The organism is Streptomyces sp. NPDC026394 (assembly GCF_055567735.1).
Map to the genome: position 1 here is coordinate 89991 of NZ_JBVHPX010000010.1, position 17539 is coordinate 107529.

Sequence of the window (17539 nt, forward strand, 5' to 3'; positions counted from 1 at the left end):
CTCATGACCGAATTGGTCATCCGCGCGCTCACCGAGAGCGACGCGTATCTGTTCGACACGCTGGACGATCCCACCGCCGGTCTCGTGGGCCTTCTGCCGTTCGGCCGCCGCTACACGACGGTTGCCCAGGGCGGCCAGTACCGCCCCGAGTGGACGTGGGTCGCGCTGCGCGACGGTGCGGTGGTGGCCAGGGCCGCCTGGTGGGCCGGACCGGAGGACGCCCGGCCCGTCGCCCTGGACCGGCTGGACTTCGCACCGGGCGAGTCGGACGCCGCCGTCCGGCTGCTGCGCACCGCTCCCCTGCACGCCGAGTACGTCCTGCAACTGCCGCCCCGCTGGCGGGAACAGCCGGCGGTACGGGACGCCGCCCGTGCCCGTACGGACGTGGCGGCCGCGGCCGGTCTCGTACCGCTGGTCGAACGGTTCCGCTACACCTGGACGCCCGCGTGCGGGCTCCCGGAGCCGCCGGGGCGGCTGGTGTTCCGGCCCGAGCCCGACGACGGGGTGTTCCTGGACATTCTGCGGCGCGTGGAGACCGGTTCGCTGGACGCCCACGCCCGGCAGGCGATCGCCGAGGGCGGCGTCGAGCGGGCCGCCCGGAAGGAGCTGGACTTCTTCCGCTGGTGCCCGTCGCCGCGTGACTGGTGGCGGGTCGCCTGGACGGCCGGACCCGCGCGCGGCGGCGAGCCCGTAGGGCTGCACGTGCCCGCCCGTAATCCCCAGTCGCCGGTCGTCGGGTTCATCGGCGTCGTGCCGGAGCACCGCGGCCGGGGGTACGGCTACGACCTGCTGGTGGACTGCACCCGCCATCTCGCGGAGCACGGCGCGGCTCGGATCATCGGCGAAACGGACCAGCCGAACGTCCCGATGGCGGCGGCTTTCGCCAAGGCGGGCTACCCGATGACGCAGGAGCGTGCATTCTTCGTCTGAGAGACCGTGTCCGGCCGCGGGCCGGACACGGCTCGCAGAGCGGGCGGGGCCTTCTTCGTCCGCCTGGCGGACGAAGGAGGACTGCCGTGCTGTTCGAGGTGTGGGCACCGGACGCCGGACGGGTCGCGCTGCATTTCGTGACGCCCCCCGGCCGGGGCGCCGAAGGGACGGAGGACGAGGATCTCGCCCTCACGACGGGACACGCCGCGGCGACGGGGTACGTCCGCACGGGGCGGGTTCCCGCCGAGCACGTGCCCATGGAGCGCGTTCCCGGCCGTGCGGGGTGGTGGCGGGCCGACGTACCGGCCCGTGACGGTGACCGTTACGGCTTCCGCCTCGATGACGGACCGCTGCTGCCCGACCCGCGCTCGGCCCGGCTGCCCGACGGACCGGACGGGCCCAGCGCGGTCGTCGAGCACGACCGGTTCGTCTGGCGGCACGCCTGGCCCGGCCGTCCCCTGCCGGGCGCGGTCCTCTACGAGCTGCATCCGGGGACGTTCACCGCGGCCGGCACGTTCGACGCTGCCGTCGAACGTCTGCCGCACCTCGCCGGACTGGGTGTCACCCACCTCGCGCTGATGCCGGTCTGTCCGTTCCCCGGGACACACGGGTGGGGGTACGAGGGGGTCGCCCCCTGGGCCGTGCACGAGCCGTACGGGGGCCCGGACGGGCTCAAGCGGCTGGTCGACGCGGCGCACGGGCACGGCCTGGGCGTCGTCCTGGACGTCGTGCACAACCATCTCGGTCCGTCCGGCAACCATCTGCCCGCCTTCGGGCCGTACTTCACGGAGACCCATCACACGCCGTGGGGCGCGGCGGTCAACCTCGACGCGCCCGGGTCGGACGAGGTCCGCGCGTACTTCATCGAGAGTGCGCTCGCCTGGCTGCGGGACTACCGGATCGACGGGCTGCGCCTCGATGCCGTACACGCTCTGATGGACACCCGGGCCCGCCATTTCCTGGCCGACCTGTCCGCCGCCGTCGACGCGCTCTCCACACACCTGCGGCGGCCGCTCTTCCTGATCGCCGAGTCCGACCTCAACGACCCGCGCACCATCACCCCGCGCGCGCACGGCGGTCACGGCCTGCACGCCCAGTGGAACGACGACTTCCACCACAGTCTGCACACCGCGCTGACCGGCGAGTCGCAGGGCTACTACGCCGACTTCGCCCGCGCGCCCCTCGCCGCCCTCGCCAAGACGCTGACCGGCGGCTTCTTCCACGACGGTACGTACTCCAGCTTCCGTGGCCGCCGGCACGGCAGTCCGCTGGACCGGCGCGCCACCGAAGCCCACCGCCTGCTGGCCTACGCCCAGACGCACGACCAGATCGGCAACCGGGCACTCGGGGACCGGCAGGCCGCCGGCCTCTCCCCCGGGCTCGTCGCCTGCGGGGCCGCGCTGGTGCTGTGCTCCCCGTTCACGCCGATGCTGTTCATGGGCGAGGAGTGGGCGGCCCGTACGCCGTGGCAGTTCTTCACCGACCACACGGACCCGGAGCTGGCCGCGGCGGTACGCGACGGGCGGCGCCGCGAGTTCGCCGCGCACGGCTGGCGGGAGTCGGACATCCCCGACCCGCAGGACCCGGCGACACGGGACCGCTCCTGCCTGGACTGGTCGGAGCCGGAGCGCGCGCCGCACGCCGCGCTGCTGGCCTGGTACCGCACCCTGCTCGCGGTGCGCGCCGCCCATCCGTCGCTCACCGATCCGGACATGACGCGCACCGAGGTCACGTACGACGAGGAGGCCCGCTGGCTGGCCCTGCGGCGCGGCCCGGTGCGGGTGGTGGTGCACCTCGGCGGGGACGGCACGGCGGAGGTGCCGGGCGGGAGCGCGCGGGAGCGGGTGCTCGCGGCGTGGCCGGACGCGGACGCGTCGGCGGCCGGCCCGGACGGCGTCCTGAGACTGCCGCCCGAGTCGGCCGCGGTGCTGGCGCGGGAGGAGTGATCTGCTGCCCGCCGGGCGGGGATCAGCGCTGGAACTCCGCTACGAAGGTGTCGCAGAACGCCTTGAGGTCGTCCGGCTTGCGGCTGGTGATGAGCTTGTTGGGGCCGCCGGTGCAGACCTTGACCTGCTCGTCCACCCAAGTGCCGCCGGCGTTCCGGACGTCCGTGCGCAGGCTCGGCCAGGACGTCAGCGTACGGTCGCGCACCACGTCCGCCTCGATCAGCGTCCACGGCGCGTGGCAGATCGCCGCGACCGGCTTGCCCGCGTCGAAGAAGCCGCGGACGAACGCCACGGCCTTCTCGTTCATCCGCAGCGCGTCCGGGTTGGCGACGCCGCCGGGCAGCACCAGTCCGTCGAAGTCGCCGACCTGGGCCTGGTCCACGGTCCGGTCCACGGGGAAGGTGTCCGCCTTGTCCAGATGGTGGAACGCCTGGACCCGGCCGGACTCGGTGGAGACGAGCTTCGGGGTGCCGCCCGCGTCGATCACCGCCTGCCACGGTTCGGTCAGCTCGACCTGCTCGATGCCTTCGGGTGCTACGAGAAACGCCACCTGCATGGCCGTTCATCCTTTGCGCTCGTCTTGCGTACGAAGGGGTGTTCCCTTTGTGGTCTTCTTTTCGCATCCCCGGTCGCAACCGGGCAAAAACGTGCCAAATGGGAGGTGATCCGTCCTAGGGCAGCGGGTACCGGGAGGGGCTGGTCCGCAAACGGGACAGCCGCAAACGAACGGCAGCGAAAAGCCAGCGGGTGCCGGGAAGCGATGAACCGGTCGGCTGCACTGGCCCGGCTGTCCACCACCGCTCCACCTGATAGACACTGCGTCCATGCCCCTGCGTATCGCCGACCTCCTCGCCCGCCCCGAGCTGAACCTGTCGGTGACCTACGACGTCCCGGCCGCGCTGCTGGACCGTACCGTCGAGGCCGCGACCGTCTCCGACCTGCTGCACCCGGGCAAATGGCTGCAGGGCGGCGAGCTGCTGATGACGATCGGCCTGCTGCTGCCGATGGAACCGGCGGCCTGCCGGGCGTACGTCCGCGACGTGACCGAGGGCGGAGCCGCCTGCCTCGCGCTCGGCCTCGGCACCGGGCTCCCGCACCAGGAAGCCCCCGCGCCGCTGGTCGACGCGGCGCGCGAGACGGGCCTGCCGCTGCTCACGGTCCCCGACGAAGTGCCGTTCATCGCGGTCACCAAAGCTGTGTTCGACGCGCGCGCCGACGAGCAGCGAGCGGTCCTGCACCGGGCGTTCGCGACGCAGCGGCGGCTGACCGCGGCGGCCACGGACAGCGGGCTGCAGCCGATGCTGGAGGAGTGGACCGCCGCCACCGGCGTCGGCGCGGCGGTCCTCGATCCGCTCGGGCGGCTGCTCGCCACGGGCGGCGGGCAGCGGCCCCCGGACCCGGTGGCCGCCCGTGACCTGGTCGAACGGGTCGCCGCACGCGGTCTGCGCGGCAGCGCGTCCAGCACGGCCGACGGCCGTCAGACGGAGGTGCAGCCGCTCGGCGCCCGGCGGCTGCGCGGTCTGCTGCTGCTCACCGGCAGCCCCGACGCGGCGGCCCGCGCCGTGGTCCCCGGCCTGGTCTCGCTGCTCTCGCTGGAGCTGGAGCGCCGCCACCTGATGGACGAGCCGGAGCGGCGCCGCAGGTCGGCCCTGCTCGCGGAGCTGCTGTCCGACGAGGAGGGGCCGGCGGGCCGGGCGCGCGACATCCTGGCCGCCGCCGGGCTCCACGACGACCGGGTACGCGGCGTCGTCGTCGAGCCGCCGGCCGCCGGACCGGCGGACAGCGGCCCGCACGACATCGCCTCCGACCTGGCGCTGGCCGTGCCCGGCGGCCTGGTCCAGGTGGCGGAGAGCGGGCTCGTCGAGGCCGTGGTGGGCGCGGGCCTGGACGTGCGCGACGTACTCGGCCGGTTCGCGCCGCGCTCCCCCGCGGGCATCGGCCCGCTCGCCCCGCCGGACGCGGTACGGGTCTCGCTGCGGCAGGCGGCCGGGCTGCTCGGCGTCAGCCGGGCGAGCGGGGTGCCCGAGGAGGCCCGGCAGAGCGCGGCCAGCCGGCTGCTCCTGGACCTCGGCGACCGCCGTACGCTGCACGGTTACGCCGACGCCGTACTCGGCCCGCTCGACCTGACCGACCACGGCGAGGAGCTGCTGACGACGCTCGCGGCCTGGCTGGAGACCGGTGGCGGATGGGACGCGACCAGCCGCCGCCTCGGCGTGCACCGGCACACCGTACGCAACCGGCTCGACAAGGCGATGGACCTGACCGGGCGCCGTCTCGACGACCCCGACGACCGTTTCGACCTGTGGCTGGCCACCCGCATCCGGAGCGGCGGCGACCTCCCGCAGGGCGGCGCGGGGCGGGCCTGACGGCCGGGGCGGGAGGTTTCGGCGACCGGGACGGGAGGTTTCGGCGACCGGGACGGGAGGTTTTGACGACCGGGACATGAGGTCCCGACGGCCGGGGCGGGCGGCCCGACGGCCTCCGCCGGGCCCGGATGTGTCCAACAGCCCACCCCCGGCATGCCCACGCCCCGGCTTCCTGTCCTACCGTCAGATCATGCAGATCTCATGCTCCGAAGGAGACCGCGCCGTCGAGGCCGACCGGGAAGGGGCCGCGCCCGGCAGGCTGATGGCCATCAGCGACCTGCACATCCGCTACGAGGAGAACCGCGCGATCGTCGACCGGCTGCGGCCCGCCTCGGACGCCGACTGGCTGCTGGTGGCCGGGGACATCGGCGAGTACGTCGCGGACATCCGCTGGACGCTGACCGTGCTCAGCAGCCGTTTCGCCAAGGTGATCTGGGTGCCCGGCAACCATGAGCTGTGGACCCCGTCCAACGACCCCGTGCAACTGCGCGGGGTCCGGCGCTACGAGCACCTGGTGGAGATCTGCCGGGAGTTGGGCGTGCTGACGCCCGAGGACCCCTATCCGGTCTGGGAGGGCGAGGGCGGCCCGGCGGTGATCGCCCCGCTCTTCGCCCTGTACGACTACACCTTCCGCCCGCCCGGCACCCACACCAAGGAGGCGGCGCTGGCGGTCGCCGAGGAGGCCGGGGTGGTCTGCACGGACGAGTTCTTCCTGCACCCGGACCCGTACCCGACGCGGGAGGCGTGGTGCCGGGCCCGCGTGGCCGCCACCGAGGCGCGGCTCGCCGAGATTCCCGAGGACCTGCCCACGGTGCTGGTCAACCACTGGCCGATCGTCCGCAAGCCCACCGAGCCGCTGTGGCACCCGGAGTTCGCCCTGTGGTGCGGCACCGAGGCCACCGCCGACTGGCCGCGCCGCTTCCGCGCCGCCAGCGTCGTCTACGGCCATCTGCACATTCCGCGCACCATCGAGGTGGACGGCATCCCGCATGTGGAGGTGTCCCTGGGATACCCGCGCGAGTGGCGCCGCCGCAAGGCGGCTCCGGGACAGCAGGTGCAGATCCTGCCCGCGGTGGCGCGGGCGCCGCAGTTCTGACGGGGGCGAAGAGGCGGCTACGAGCAGTACGGCCGCCGGGCCGGCTCCGCGCCGGGCCCGGCGGCCCCGTGGTCAGCTCCCGTCCGGCGCCAGCCGCACCGAGATGGAGTTGATGCAGTAGCGCTGGTCGGTCGGGGTCGGATACCCCTCGCCCTCGAAGACATGGCCGAGGTGGGAGCCGCAGCGGGCGCAGCGGACCTCCGTGCGGACCATGCCGTGCGAGCGGTCCTGGAGGAGTTCCACGGCGTCGCTGTCCTTCGGGTCGTAGAAGGACGGCCAGCCGCAGTGGCTCTCGAACTTGGTCTCCGAACGGAACAGTTCGGCACCGCAGGCGCGGCAGGAGTAGACGCCCGCCGTCTTCGTGTCGGTGTACTCACCGACGAACGCGGGCTCCGTGCCGCCCTGGCGCAGGACCTGGTACTCCTGCGGGGTCAGCTCGGCGCGCCACTGCTCGTCCGGCTTGTCGATCTCGTACGGCATGAGTCCCTCTGCTTCCTATCGGCTCTGCAGGCGCGCGAGGATCTGCGGGCCGAGTTCGGTCACGTCGCCCGCGCCCATGGTGAGAACAAGGTCGCCGGGCTCCGCCATTCCTGCCACCACCTCGGGAATCGCGGACATGTCGGACTCGGCGGTCACCCGGGCGCCCTTGGCCTGGGCCGCTTCGATGATCAGGGCGCTGGTGACGCCCGGGAGCGGGTCCTCGCGGGCCGGGTAGATGTCCAGCACGACGGAGGCGTCGGCGAGGGTGAGCGCCTCGCCCATCTCCTTGCCCAGCTCCTGGGTGCGGGAGAAGAGGTGCGGCTGGAAGACGACCAGGACACGGGAGCCGGTGGCGGCGCCGCGGATGGCCTCCAGGTCGGCGGTCATCTCGGTGGGGTGGTGCGCGTAGGAGTCGATGACCTGCACGCCGGCCGCCTCGCCCTGGAGCTGGAGGCGGCGCTTGACGCCGGTGTACGTGCCGAGCGCGGAGGCCAGGTTGTGCGGCGGGAGGCCGAGCGCGGTGCCGGCGGCGAGGGCCGCGACGGCGTTCAGGGCGTAGTGCCGGCCGGGCACGGAGACGGTGAAGGTGAGGACCTTGCCGTTGGTGAGGACGACGGTGACCTCACTGGTCAGCCCCCGCTGGTTGATCTTGTGGACCCGTACGTCGGCGTCCTCGGCCTCGCCGTAGGTGACGATCTCGATGTCCAGGCGGCCGGAGAGGCGGGAGGTCAGCTCGCGGGCGCCGGGGTGGTCGGCGGAGATCACCAGGGTGCCGCCGGGGCGGATGCGGCCGGCGAAGGTCTCGAAGGACTCGTAGATCTCGTCCATCGAGGCGTAGTTGGCGTGGTGGTCCAGCTCCACGTTGAGGACGATGGCGACCTCGGGCGCGTACTTGTGGAAGCTGCGGTCGCTCTCGTCCGCCTCGGCCACGAAGATCTCGCCGCTGCCGTGCTCGGCGTTGGAGCCGGGGGCGTCCAGGTCGCCGCCGATGGCGTACGACGGGGACAGGCCCAGCGAGCCGAGGGAGACGGCCAGCATGGAGGTGGTGGTCGTCTTGCCGTGGGTGCCGGCCACGGCGATCGGGCGCAGGCCGTCCATCAGGGCGGCGAGCGCGTCGGAGCGGTGCACGACGGGGATGCCGCGCTCGCGGGCGGCGGCCAGCTCCGGGTTGTCGTCGCGGATCGCGGAGGAGACGACGACGCCGGTGGCGTCCTCGGCCAGGTGGGCGGCGGCGTGGCCGAGGTGGACCGTGGCGCCGGCGTCGCGCAGGGCGCGGACGGTCGCCGACTCCTTGGCGTCGCTGCCCGCGACCCGGGCGCCGCGCTGCGCGAGGATCTTCGCAATGCCGGACATCCCGGCGCCGCCGATGCCGATGAAGTGCGGTCGGTCCATCGCGTCGGGGATGCCCGGGGACGGTGCCATGCGTCAGTCTCCTGCTCGTCGATCTCTGCGTCCGTACGGGCTCTCCGTCCGTACGCGCACGATTCTCGCACCCGGCACCGACAGCCCGTGCCGGGCGGGCCCCGGGGCGCCGGCCGGCGGGTGATCGGGCGGTCAGCGGTCAGCGGCGGATCAGTCCGCGCGCGGTGGCCGCGGCGACCGCCGACGTACGGGAGTCGACGCCCAGCTTGGCGTAGATGTGCACCAGGTGGGATTTGACGGTGGCCTGGCTGAGAAAGAGCTGCTTGCTGATCCGGGCGTTGGACAGGCCGTCGGCCACCAGCTTCAGCACCTCGGTCTCGCGCCGGGAGAGGGCCGTGGCGGGGGTACGCATCCGGTCCATCAGGCGCAGGGCGACGGTCGGCGCGAGGGCGGACTTGCCGGCCGCCGCGGTACGGACGGCAGCGGCCAGCTCCTCGGGCGGCGCGTCCTTGAGGAGGTAGCCGGTGGCGCCGGCCTCGATGGCGGCGAGGATGTCGGCGTCGGTGTCGTACGTGGTCAGGACGAGGACGCGCGGTCCGTCCTCGCGTGCGGTGATGGCGGCGGTGGCCTGCGAGCCGAGCATCCGCCCGCCGAACTGGAGGTCCATCAGGACGACGTCGACGTCCGGCCGGGCGGCCCGTTCGACGGCCTCCTCGGCCGTGGGGACGTCCGCGACGACCTCGAAGTCCGGCTCGGTCTCCAGGACGGCGCGCAGTCCGGCCCGTACGACCGGGTGGTCGTCGGCGAGGAGGAGGCCGATGGCGGCGGGGCGGGGGCCGGGGGCGGCCTCGGAGCCGGTACCGGGGGCGGTCTCGGAGCCTGGGGCCGGGCCGGTCCCGGGGCGGTAGCCGGTGCCGGGGCCGGTCTCGGGGCGGTGGGTCACGCGGTGGCCTGTTCGGGGTCGGGAGGGGTGCCGGGGGTGGGGGCAGGGGCCGCGGCCGGGGTCCGGGAGACGGCCGGTTCCGGGTACGGCAGGGTGACGGCGACCGCCGTGCCCTCGCCGGGCGCCGATTCCACGGCCAGCGTGCCGCTCAGCGCGCGGGCGCGGGCCCGCATCGCGGCCAGCCCGAAGCCGGTGCCTTCGGCGGCGCCGGAGCCCGGGGACGGCACCGCGTCGGGCGCGAAGCCCGCCCCGTCGTCCACCACGTCGAGGGCGACTTCGGTGTCCATGTAGGAGAGGGTCAGCTCGGCCCGGCCGGCGCGCGCGTGCTGGACGGCGTTGGCCAGTGCGGACTGCGCGATGCGCAGCAGCGCGACCTCGTGCGGGGTGGGCAGTTCGACGGGCGCCCCGGAGACCTGGCAGTGCACGGCCAGGCCGGAGGAGCGTGCGGTGGTGGCGCACAGCCGTTCCAGGGCGGCGGGCAGCGTCCCGGCCTCCAGGTCGGGCGGGCTGAGCGCCCGGACGAAACGGCGGGCCTCGGCGAGGTTGTCGACGGCGGCCTGCCGGGCCTGCCGGACGTGGCCGAGCGCGGCGGCGTCGTACGGGCGCCGCTCCATCGCCCGCTCCGCGGCCCGCAGCAGCAACTGGATGCTGGAGAGCCCCTGCGCGAGGGTGTCGTGGATCTCGCGGGCCAGTCGCTCCCGCTCGGCGAGCACTCCGGCGGCGTGCTCGGCGGCCGCCAGGTCGGTGCGGGCGGCGGTCAGCTCCTCGATGAGGCGGCGGCGCTGCTCGCTCTCCCGGTAGAGGGCCTGGTAGCCGAGGACGACGGCGACGGCGACCGCCGCGCCCAGCGCGGGGCCGACGACCGTACCGACGGTGAGCGTCCGGGTGTGCCAGCCGAACCCGCCGATCGCGACGAGGGTGGTGATCAGGACGGCGGGCAGCGACCAGCGCAGCGGGAGCAGGTGGAGCTGGACGAAGAAGAGCGGGAAGGCGAGCCAGACACCGAGGGGTGTGAGGGCGAGCAGCACGGCCCACACCGCCATGACGGCGGCGAGCCAGAGCACCGCGGCGGCCGTGGAGGTGCGGACCGGCGGCAGCGTGGGGCCGACGGCGTACACGGCGAGCAGCAGGACGGCGGCGCCGACGACGGCCGGGGCGTCCGGGCTGTGGTCGGCGACGGCCCGTACGGCGGCGAGCGCCAGCAGGGCGGCCACCATCAGGTGCAGGCAGCCGCGCAGCACCCGCAGGGCGGGGGTCAGGGAGTGGGGAGTCACAGCCCTTCCAGGCTAGGCGCCCCGGCGCGTACCGGCATCAATCAAAAGGTGGAGGCCGGACCCGGCCTTTCGATCCGGGCGAACCACTCCGGGGCGCGATGTCCGGCGGCCCCGTTCCCGGCGACGGTGGGGGCAGCCGCCGGGCACCGGGCCCGGCGCCCCTCGGAAGGATGGCCCAGCCTCCGTGTTCGTCGCCTGGAGAGACCTGAGATTCGCCAAGGGCCGGTTCGCCCTGATGGGCACCGTCGTCGTGCTGATCACCGTGCTGGTGGGGCTGCTGTCCGGCCTGACGGCGGGTCTGGGCCGGGAGAACACCTCGGCGATCACCGCCCTGCCCGCCGGCCGCCTCGCCTTCACCGCCCCGGCCGGCGGCGGTGACGACGTGTCGTTCACCGACTCGCACGTCGGTGAGCGGACCTGGGACGCCTGGGCCCGGGTGCCGGGCGTCCGGTCGGCGGAGCCGCTGGGGATCGGTACGGCCAAGGCCACGGCGGGTGACGGCGCGGGCGACGGCGCCGGAGAGCGGACCGCGGCGCTGTCCGCGTTCGGGGTCCGGCCCGGCTCGCACCTGGCGCCCGCGGCCGGGCGGATCGCGGACGGCTCGGCGGTGCTGTCCACGAAGGCCGCCGAGGAACTGGGCGTACGGGCCGGAGGCCGGTTCACGCTGAACGGGCGGACGCTGACGGCCGCGGCGGTGGCGGGCGAGGCGATGTACAGCCACACGCCGGTGGTCTGGACGTCGCTGGACGACTGGGCGGCCGTGTCGGGCGGCACGGGCTCCGCGGCGGCCGGTCCCGGACACGACTCCGGAAGCGGTGCTTCCGGTGCTGCCGAGGCCCGGACGGCCACTGTGGTCGCCCTCACCACCTCCTCGGACGCCGATCTGTCCGCCGCCGACCGGAAGCTCGGCACCCGCACCGTCACGACCGGCGAGGCCCTGAACGCCATCGGCTCCTACACCGCGGAGAACGGCTCGCTCCAACTGATGCGCGGCTTTCTCTTCGCCATATCGGCGCTGGTCATCGGCGCGTTCTTCACGGTCTGGACGATCCAGCGCAGCGGCGACGTCGCCGTGCTCAAGGCGCTCGGCGCACCCACCCGCTATCTGCTGCGGGACGCGCTCGGCCAGGCGGTGGTGCTGCTGGTGACCGGTACGGGCGTGGGCACCGCGCTCGCGGCGTCGGCCGGCGCGGCCGTCGGCGGCACCGTGCCGTTCGTCCTGGACCCGGCCACGGTCCTGGTCCCGGCCCTGGTCATGATCGCGCTGGGGGCCGTCGGCGCCGCGCTGTCCATCCGCCGCATCACCGCCGTCGACCCGCTGACGGCGCTGGGGAGCGCGCGGTGAGACCGGCGGGTTTCGCTGCCCGAACGGTATCCGTGAAGGCGCTTCCCTTCCCGGTCCGCTCTTCGCGGACCATTCCGTGAGCGCCTTTCCGGGCCGCCGGGCGTACGGCCTTCATCCTGCGGAAACCGGTGCCGGGAATTCCGGCGCGAGTCTCGACTCCCGTTCCGGTCCCGGTCTCGGGCCCTCTTCCGCTCCCGGTTCCGATTCCGGCCGCGTAAAAACCCGTACGGATTCCGCGGCCGCGAAAGGCCGGGCCGTACAGCGTTCCCACGACCCGCACACCACCCGATTCCCTACTCGGCAACGGACAGCGACGGACCTCACCTCATGAAGACGAACCCCGCCACCATCCGGCCCCGCACGAGCCCCACGAGCGGAAGCACACCGTCCGCCGGCCTCGCCCTCACCGGCGTCACCCTCACCTACCCGGACGGCGCCGGCCGCCTCACCGCCCTCGACGACGTGCGCCTGACCGTGCCGCCGGGGTCCGTGACCGCCGTGGTCGGGCCGTCCGGCTCCGGCAAGTCCAGCCTGCTGGCGGTGGCCGCGACGCTGATCACCCCGGAGGCCGGCCGGGTGGTGATCGGCGGTACGGACACCACCGGGATGAGCCGGGCCGAGCTGACCACGCTGCGCCGTACCCGCGTCGGCATGGTCTTCCAGCAGCCCAACCTGCTGCCCTCCCTGACGGCCGCCGAGCAGTTGCAGGTCACGGCGCACCTGGACGGCCGTGCGCCGCGCGCCGCCCGGCCGCGGGCCCTGGAACTGCTCGACGCGGTCGGGCTGGCCGACCAGGCGGCGCGCCGCCCGCACCAGCTCTCGGGCGGCCAGCGGCAGCGGATCAACATCGCCAGGGCGCTGATGAACGAGCCGGCCGTCCTGCTGGTCGACGAGCCGACCAGCGCGCTGGACCACGAGCGCGGCGCCGCGGTCCTCGACCTGCTCACCACGCTCACCCGCCAGCGCGCCACCGCGACCGTCCTGGTCACGCACGACCGCGCCCACCTGGACGCGGTGGACGCGGTCGCGGAGATGCTGGACGGGCGGCTCAGTTTCCGGCGGGATCCCCCGTCGAGCCGTTAGCCGGGCCCTTGGCCGGGTTGTGCGCCACGTCCTGGGCCGGGTCGTCGGCCGCGTGCGAGAAGAGCTTCAGCACGGGCACGCCGACCTTGTGCCGGGCGCGGGAGGCCCAGTCGCGGTGGAAGAACTCCTCGACGAAGTGCGGGGCGGTCAGCACGATCACCTCGTCGGCGCCGGTCTCGTCGACGACCGACCGCAGCAGGTCCAGCGGGTGGTCCTCGACGACCTGCCCGATCGCCTCGGCGCCCGCGTCGCGCAGGGCGTGGAGGGTGTAGGACAGGGCGCGCTCGGCAGGCGGCTCCGCCTGGACGCCCTCCGGCTCGTCGCCTTCCCGTACGGCGTCCTCGAACTCGCCCAGTGCGACGTCGTCGATGGCCCTGAGCAGGCGGTCCTGATTGCCGCGCGGCTGCATGAGGACGACGAAGGAGACCTGGTCGTCGCCGTGCAGCGTGGTGACGAACTCCACGTCGGCGGGCGTCAGGGGCTTCTCGATCATCAATACGCTCGTGAACACGGCGGACGCCCTTCTTCTCATCTCGCGGCCCGCCCTGGAGCGAACCGACAGAAACCATCCTGCCCCGTCGCCACACGGGGCCTGTTGGCCTTTAGTGTGCCCAGCGGAAGCTAAGCGGAACGAATAATTCCGCCTTTTGTTCAGGACCGACGGTAACGGGTGAACAGGAAGCCGGCCTCCTCCAGCACGGACGCGAGTACGAATGTCTCCGGAACGGTCGTCAGCGGCGCGTTCATGATGCGTGACGCGTCGCCGGCGACCACCAGCGGTGCCAGCGAGAGGCACAACTCGTCGAGTGCCCCGCTTCCGGCGAACTGACCCAGGAGCCGCGGCCCGCCCTCCGTCAGCAGCCTGGTCAGGCCCCGCCCGGCCAGCGCGCCGACCACCCGCGACGGGTCGACGGCGGCCCCCTCACCGGCGAAGACGACCTCGGCACCGGCCTCGCGCGCGGTCCGCACCCGGTCCTCGTCGGCCCCGGCGCCGGTCACCACGACCGTCGGCACCAGCGGCTCGGTGAACAGCGGCTGCGCGAAGTCCAGGTCCAGGCTGGCGGTGACCACCGCGATGGCGGGGGCGGGCGCCTGCCCGGCGGCGGCCCGGCGCGCCGCGAACGCCTCGCGGGCGCGGGCCGGACGGTAGCCCTCCTTGCGTACGGTCTCGGCGCCGACGACCACCGCGTCCGCGAGGCCGCGCAGCACGCCGAAGATCCGCATGTCCGCGTCGCCGGAGAGCGGCTGCGAGCGGCCTTCGTGGTGGGCCGCGCCGTCCAGCGAGGAGACCATGTTCGCGCGGAGCCAGCCGGCGCCCTCGTCGAGACGGGGGTACGCGTAGGCGTCGGCCAGTTCGTCCAGGCTCCACCGGCGGTCGGCGAAATCGGCGGCACCGGAATCGGCGTCACCGGCCGTACGGAAATCGGCCGGGCCCGCCGTACGGGAATCAGCGGCACCCGCTGTACCGGAATGGGACGGGCGCGCCGTACCGGAAAGCGCCTGACCCGCCGTACCGGAATCCTGCGCCCCGGAAAGGGCTCCGGCGTCGGCCCCCGTCGCGGTTCCGGCAATGGCGCCCGGTTCCACCGCGAGAGCGGACGCGACCGCGGTGGAATTCTCGCCGTGCGGAGTATGCGGAGTATCCGAAGTGTCCGGGAAATCACCGGGCGGCACGGGCGGGGCGGGAAGGGGAAACAGGCGTCGCATACGCGGCAGTGTGACATGCCTCGCTCATCCGGCGGAGTCCTCCCGCACAGCGACTAGGCTGGACGGCTGTGTCGCCTTCCCAGCCCTCGTCATCCCAGTCCTCCCCCATAGCCGGACCGCCGGCCGACGGGGCCGGAGCGGCCCCGGCCGCGCTCACCGCGCGCGCGCCGCACGTGCCGGCCGACCGCCTGGTGGCGGAGATGGTCCCGCCGCCGCGGTTCCAGAGCGCGCGCTTCGAGACGTACATCCCGGACCCGAACCAGCCCAGCCAGGCCGCGGCCGTGGAGGTCCTGAGCGGCTTCGCCGCGGGCATCGGCGGCGGTTCGGACCCGGCCGGCGGCGGCAAGCGGCGCTGGTTCGGCCGGAGCGCCAAGAAGGCCGCGGCCCCCTCGGGCCCGCGCGGCGTCTACCTGGACGGCGGATACGGCGTCGGCAAGACGCACCTGCTGGCCTCCCTCTGGCACGCGACCCCCGCCGAGCCCGCGCTCAAGGCGTTCGGCACCTTCGTGGAGCTGACGAACCTGGTCGGCGCACTCGGCTTCCAGCAGACCGTGCAGACGCTCAGCGGTCACCGCCTGCTGTGCATCGACGAGTTCGAACTGGACGACCCCGGTGACACGGTGCTCGTCTCCAGCCTGCTGAGCCGGCTGGTCGAGGCGGGCGTCGCGCTCGCCGCCACCTCCAACACTCTCCCCGGCAAACTGGGCGAAGGCCGCTTCGCCGCGGCCGACTTCCTGCGCGAGATCCAGGGCCTGAGCGCCCACTTCCGGCCGCTGCGCATCGACGGCGAGGACTACCGCCACCGCGGACTGCCCGAAGCCCCGCCGCCGTTCGACGACGCGACCGTCACCCGCGTCGCCCACCGCACCCCCGGCGCCTCGCTCGACGGCTTCCCCTCCCTGCTGGACCACCTGTCGAAGGTGCACCCCAGCCGGTACGGAGCCATGTGCGACGGCATCACCGCCGTCTGCCTGACCGATGTGCGGGCGGTGCCGGACCAGTCCACCGCGCTGCGCCTGGTCGTCCTCGCGGACCGGCTGTACGACCGGGAGGTCCCGGTCGTCGCGGCGGGCAAGCCGTTCGACACGCTGTTCAGCGAGGACATGCTCAAGGGCGGCTACCGGAAGAAGTACTTCCGCGCCATCTCCCGGCTCACGGCGCTGGCCCGCGACGCCAAGCCGCTGGTGGAGGGGTAGCGCGGAGCCCGGCGGACGCGGCGGGCGGGACGGCGGCTCAGCCGCGGCTCCCGGCCGGTGCGGTGGTTCCGGGTCGCGCGCGGCCGGTGCGGCGGTTTCCGGGCCCGCGCGCGGCCGGTTCCCGGCGGCCGACGTGCGTGGTACACACATGCGGGTCACATCACCTGTCCGCCAGCAGGGAGTTGCCCATGTCCGCGACACGTCGTCAGGTCCTGGCAAGAACCGGCGCGCTGGGCGTATCGATCGCCTTCGCCGGCAGCATCCCCGAGGTCTTCGCCGGAACCGCCACCGCGCGGAGCGCGGGCCGGCACGGCTACGGCCCCCTGATACCCGATCCGGCGGGTCTGCTCGACCTGCCCGAGGGGTTCCGGTACCGGGTGCTGTCCCGTGAGGGCGCCCCGCTGTCCTCCGGCGAGGGCCGGATACCGGGCAACCACGACGGCATGGCGGCCTTCCCCGGCCGGCACGGCCGCGTCCACCTCGTACGCAACCACGAGAACCGCAGCAAGTCCCGCGTCCCCGTGCCCACCGTCGACGGACTGACCTACGACCCGGCGGGCGAGGGCGGCTGTACGGCGCTGGAGGTGGACCGGCACCACCGTGTCCGGTCCGAGCGCGTCGCCATCGCCGGCACCTCCACCAACTGCGCGGGCGGGCCCACCCCGTGGCGCACCTGGCTGACCTGCGAGGAGACCGAGCTGCGGGCGGGCGAGGACGGGTACACCAAGGACCACGGCTTCATCTTCGAGGTCGACCCGTACGATCCGCGCCGCACCGGCGCCGTACCGCTGACCGCCATGGGCCGCTTCCAGCACGAGGCCATAGCCGTCGATCCGGAAACCGGCACGGTCTACGAGACCGAGGACGCCTTCGACAAGCCGTTCGGCCTCTTCTACCGGTTCCGGCCCGCCGAGCCGCTGGGCGGCCGGGGCTCCCTGCGGGCCGGCGGACGGCTCCAGGCCCTGCGTGTACCGGGCGTCAAGGATCTTTCCACCGTCCAGGAGACCGGCACCAGCTTCCGCCATGTGGAGTGGGTGGACGTCCCCGACCCGCTCGCACGGCAGACCCCCATACGGTTCCAGGACTTCGGGCCGCGCGGCATCACCCACGCGCAGAAACTGGAGGGCTGCTACTGGGGCGGCTCCAGCGTCTACTTCGTCTCCAGCTTCGCGCGGAGCAAGGACGGTTCGGCCGCCGACCATCACGGCCAGGTGTGGCGGTACGACCCGGCCGCGCGCCGCCTCACGCTGGTGGTCGTCTTCGGCCCGGACGCCGACGTGCAGTTGCCCGGCGAGTCCCCCGACAACATCTGCCTGGCGCCCGGCGGCGGGCTGGTGGTGTGCGAGGACGGCGACGGGGCGCAGCACGTCTTCGGCCTGACCCGGCGCGGCACGGTGTACCCGGTGGCACGCGGCCGGCAGAACATCGGCACGCCGCAGAAGCCCGAGTGGGGCGAGTTCGCGGGGGTCACCTTCTCCCCCGATCACCGCACGATGTACGTCAACTGCTACACGCCGGGCACTACGTTCGCGGTCACCGGGCCCTGGGGGGACTAACCGGAACAGGCCGAGCGCTGGGCCTCCAGCCACTCGCAGTGCGGACACAGCAGCGCACCGGGCCGTTCGGCGGGGTACTCGGTGGGCTCACCGCAGTGCACACAGTCGGCGAGGGGCGGGCCGCTGTCCGCCTCTTCGTCCGTACGGCTCGTCTGCTCTTCTTCCGTGTCCGGCATACGTTCGATCCTACGCGCGGGCGTGCAGGCAGGCGTGCGAGTGGGCGTGCGGATGGGTGTGCGAGCTGGCGTGCGAGGG

Annotated in this window: 16 protein-coding genes; 8 read left to right on the forward strand and 8 right to left on the reverse strand. The window is 73.9% G+C overall.

The window, feature by feature from the left end; translation table 11 throughout:
• The first annotated feature begins 3 nt into the window (after positions 1-3).
• Together ACZ4QV_RS23325 and treZ are read left to right on the forward strand one after the other, a co-directional pair.
• Positions 4-930 (forward strand): GNAT family N-acetyltransferase, encoded by a 927-nt coding sequence (locus ACZ4QV_RS23325; protein WP_361583274.1) that lies wholly within the window; start codon positions 4-6, stop codon positions 928-930.
• An 86-nt stretch (positions 931-1016) separates the two neighbouring features.
• Positions 1017-2876 carry a malto-oligosyltrehalose trehalohydrolase gene (gene treZ, locus ACZ4QV_RS23330; protein WP_361151486.1) on the forward strand — a complete coding sequence of 620 codons (1860 nt, stop codon included), beginning with the start codon at positions 1017-1019 and terminating at the stop codon, positions 2874-2876.
• 22 nt (positions 2877-2898) lie between these two features.
• On the opposite strand, the gene ACZ4QV_RS23335 is transcribed toward treZ, so the two are convergent.
• Positions 2899-3432, reverse strand: a complete 534-nt coding sequence (locus ACZ4QV_RS23335) for a type 1 glutamine amidotransferase domain-containing protein (RefSeq protein WP_361151484.1) — start codon at positions 3430-3432, stop codon at positions 2899-2901.
• A gap of 268 nt (positions 3433-3700) precedes the next feature.
• On the opposite strand from ACZ4QV_RS23335, the gene ACZ4QV_RS23340 reads away from it, so the two are divergent.
• Entirely contained in the window at positions 3701-5242 is a 1542-nt protein-coding gene (locus ACZ4QV_RS23340; RefSeq protein WP_467763368.1) for a PucR family transcriptional regulator, read from the forward strand.
• A 190-nt stretch (positions 5243-5432) separates the two neighbouring features.
• Entirely contained in the window at positions 5433-6338 is a 906-nt protein-coding gene (locus tag ACZ4QV_RS23345; protein ID WP_467763369.1) for a metallophosphoesterase family protein, read from the forward strand.
• Between the two features lie 72 nt (positions 6339-6410).
• On the opposite strand, the gene msrB is transcribed toward ACZ4QV_RS23345, so the two are convergent.
• The 4 genes from msrB to ACZ4QV_RS23365 all read right to left on the reverse strand — a co-directional run bounded on the left by msrB (position 6411) and on the right by ACZ4QV_RS23365 (position 10340).
• Positions 6411-6818 carry a peptide-methionine (R)-S-oxide reductase MsrB gene (gene msrB, locus ACZ4QV_RS23350; protein WP_030024422.1) on the reverse strand — a complete coding sequence of 136 codons (408 nt, stop codon included), beginning with the start codon at positions 6816-6818 and terminating at the stop codon, positions 6411-6413.
• Between the two features lie 15 nt (positions 6819-6833).
• Positions 6834-8240: a UDP-N-acetylmuramate--L-alanine ligase gene (gene murC, locus ACZ4QV_RS23355; RefSeq protein ID WP_361151475.1), complete on the reverse strand. Its 1407-nt coding sequence runs from the start codon at positions 8238-8240 to the stop codon at positions 6834-6836.
• A gap of 139 nt (positions 8241-8379) precedes the next feature.
• Entirely contained in the window at positions 8380-9000 is a 621-nt protein-coding gene (locus ACZ4QV_RS23360; RefSeq protein WP_361151946.1) for a response regulator transcription factor, read from the reverse strand.
• Positions 9001-9119: 119 nt separating this feature from the next.
• Positions 9120-10340: a sensor histidine kinase gene (locus ACZ4QV_RS23365; RefSeq protein ID WP_361583637.1), complete on the reverse strand. Its 1221-nt coding sequence runs from the start codon at positions 10338-10340 to the stop codon at positions 9120-9122.
• A 241-nt stretch (positions 10341-10581) separates the two neighbouring features.
• On the opposite strand from ACZ4QV_RS23365, the gene ACZ4QV_RS23370 reads away from it, so the two are divergent.
• Both ACZ4QV_RS23370 and ACZ4QV_RS23375 read left to right on the forward strand, forming a co-directional pair.
• Positions 10582-11742 carry an ABC transporter permease gene (locus tag ACZ4QV_RS23370; RefSeq protein ID WP_361583266.1) on the forward strand — a complete coding sequence of 387 codons (1161 nt, stop codon included), beginning with the start codon at positions 10582-10584 and terminating at the stop codon, positions 11740-11742.
• Positions 11743-12069: 327 nt separating this feature from the next.
• Positions 12070-12825, forward strand: a complete 756-nt coding sequence (locus ACZ4QV_RS23375; RefSeq protein ID WP_361583262.1) for an ABC transporter ATP-binding protein — start codon at positions 12070-12072, stop codon at positions 12823-12825.
• Here ACZ4QV_RS23375 and ACZ4QV_RS23380 read toward each other — a convergent pair.
• Positions 12791-13318: an indole-3-glycerol phosphate synthase gene (locus ACZ4QV_RS23380; protein ID WP_361151469.1), complete on the reverse strand. Its 528-nt coding sequence runs from the start codon at positions 13316-13318 to the stop codon at positions 12791-12793. The genes ACZ4QV_RS23375 and ACZ4QV_RS23380 overlap by 35 nt on opposite strands.
• Positions 13319-13476: 158 nt before the next feature.
• The gene (locus ACZ4QV_RS23385) at positions 13477-14412 is read right to left on the reverse strand and encodes a pyrimidine reductase family protein (protein ID WP_361151466.1); all 936 of its coding nucleotides are present in this window, start codon (positions 14410-14412) and stop codon (positions 13477-13479) included.
• Positions 14413-14639: 227 nt separating this feature from the next.
• On the opposite strand from ACZ4QV_RS23385, the gene zapE reads away from it, so the two are divergent.
• Positions 14640-15728 (forward strand): cell division protein ZapE, encoded by a 1089-nt coding sequence (zapE, locus tag ACZ4QV_RS23390; RefSeq protein WP_361151940.1) that lies wholly within the window; start codon positions 14640-14642, stop codon positions 15726-15728.
• A 188-nt stretch (positions 15729-15916) separates the two neighbouring features.
• Entirely contained in the window at positions 15917-17284 is a 1368-nt protein-coding gene (locus ACZ4QV_RS23395; protein WP_361583258.1) for an alkaline phosphatase PhoX, read from the forward strand.
• Here ACZ4QV_RS23395 and ACZ4QV_RS23400 read toward each other — a convergent pair.
• Positions 17281-17460: a hypothetical protein gene (locus tag ACZ4QV_RS23400; protein ID WP_361151461.1), complete on the reverse strand. Its 180-nt coding sequence runs from the start codon at positions 17458-17460 to the stop codon at positions 17281-17283. The two genes, ACZ4QV_RS23395 and ACZ4QV_RS23400, sit on opposite strands and share 4 nt — an antisense overlap.
• Between the last annotated feature and the right edge of the window lie 79 nt (positions 17461-17539).

Bases quoted from the DNA above. Each gene is read 5' to 3' on its own strand.
- ACZ4QV_RS23325 (WP_361583274.1), top strand. From the start codon at position 4: ATGACCGAATTGGTCATCCGCGCGCTCACCGAGAGCGACGCGTATCTG.
- ACZ4QV_RS23335 (WP_361151484.1), bottom strand. From the start codon at position 3,432: ATGCAGGTGGCGTTTCTCGTAGCACCCGAAGGCATCGAGCAGGTCGAG.
- ACZ4QV_RS23340 (WP_467763368.1), top strand. From the start codon at position 3,701: ATGCCCCTGCGTATCGCCGACCTCCTCGCCCGCCCCGAGCTGAACCTG.
- ACZ4QV_RS23345 (WP_467763369.1), top strand. From the start codon at position 5,433: ATGCAGATCTCATGCTCCGAAGGAGACCGCGCCGTCGAGGCCGACCGG.
- msrB (WP_030024422.1), bottom strand. From the start codon at position 6,818: ATGCCGTACGAGATCGACAAGCCGGACGAGCAGTGGCGCGCCGAGCTG.
- murC (WP_361151475.1), bottom strand. From the start codon at position 8,240: ATGGCACCGTCCCCGGGCATCCCCGACGCGATGGACCGACCGCACTTC.
- ACZ4QV_RS23365 (WP_361583637.1), bottom strand. From the start codon at position 10,340: ATGGTGGCCGCCCTGCTGGCGCTCGCCGCCGTACGGGCCGTCGCCGAC.
- ACZ4QV_RS23375 (WP_361583262.1), top strand. From the start codon at position 12,070: ATGAAGACGAACCCCGCCACCATCCGGCCCCGCACGAGCCCCACGAGC.
- ACZ4QV_RS23380 (WP_361151469.1), bottom strand. From the start codon at position 13,318: ATGATCGAGAAGCCCCTGACGCCCGCCGACGTGGAGTTCGTCACCACG.
- ACZ4QV_RS23395 (WP_361583258.1), top strand. From the start codon at position 15,917: ATGTCCGCGACACGTCGTCAGGTCCTGGCAAGAACCGGCGCGCTGGGC.
- ACZ4QV_RS23400 (WP_361151461.1), bottom strand. From the start codon at position 17,460: ATGCCGGACACGGAAGAAGAGCAGACGAGCCGTACGGACGAAGAGGCG.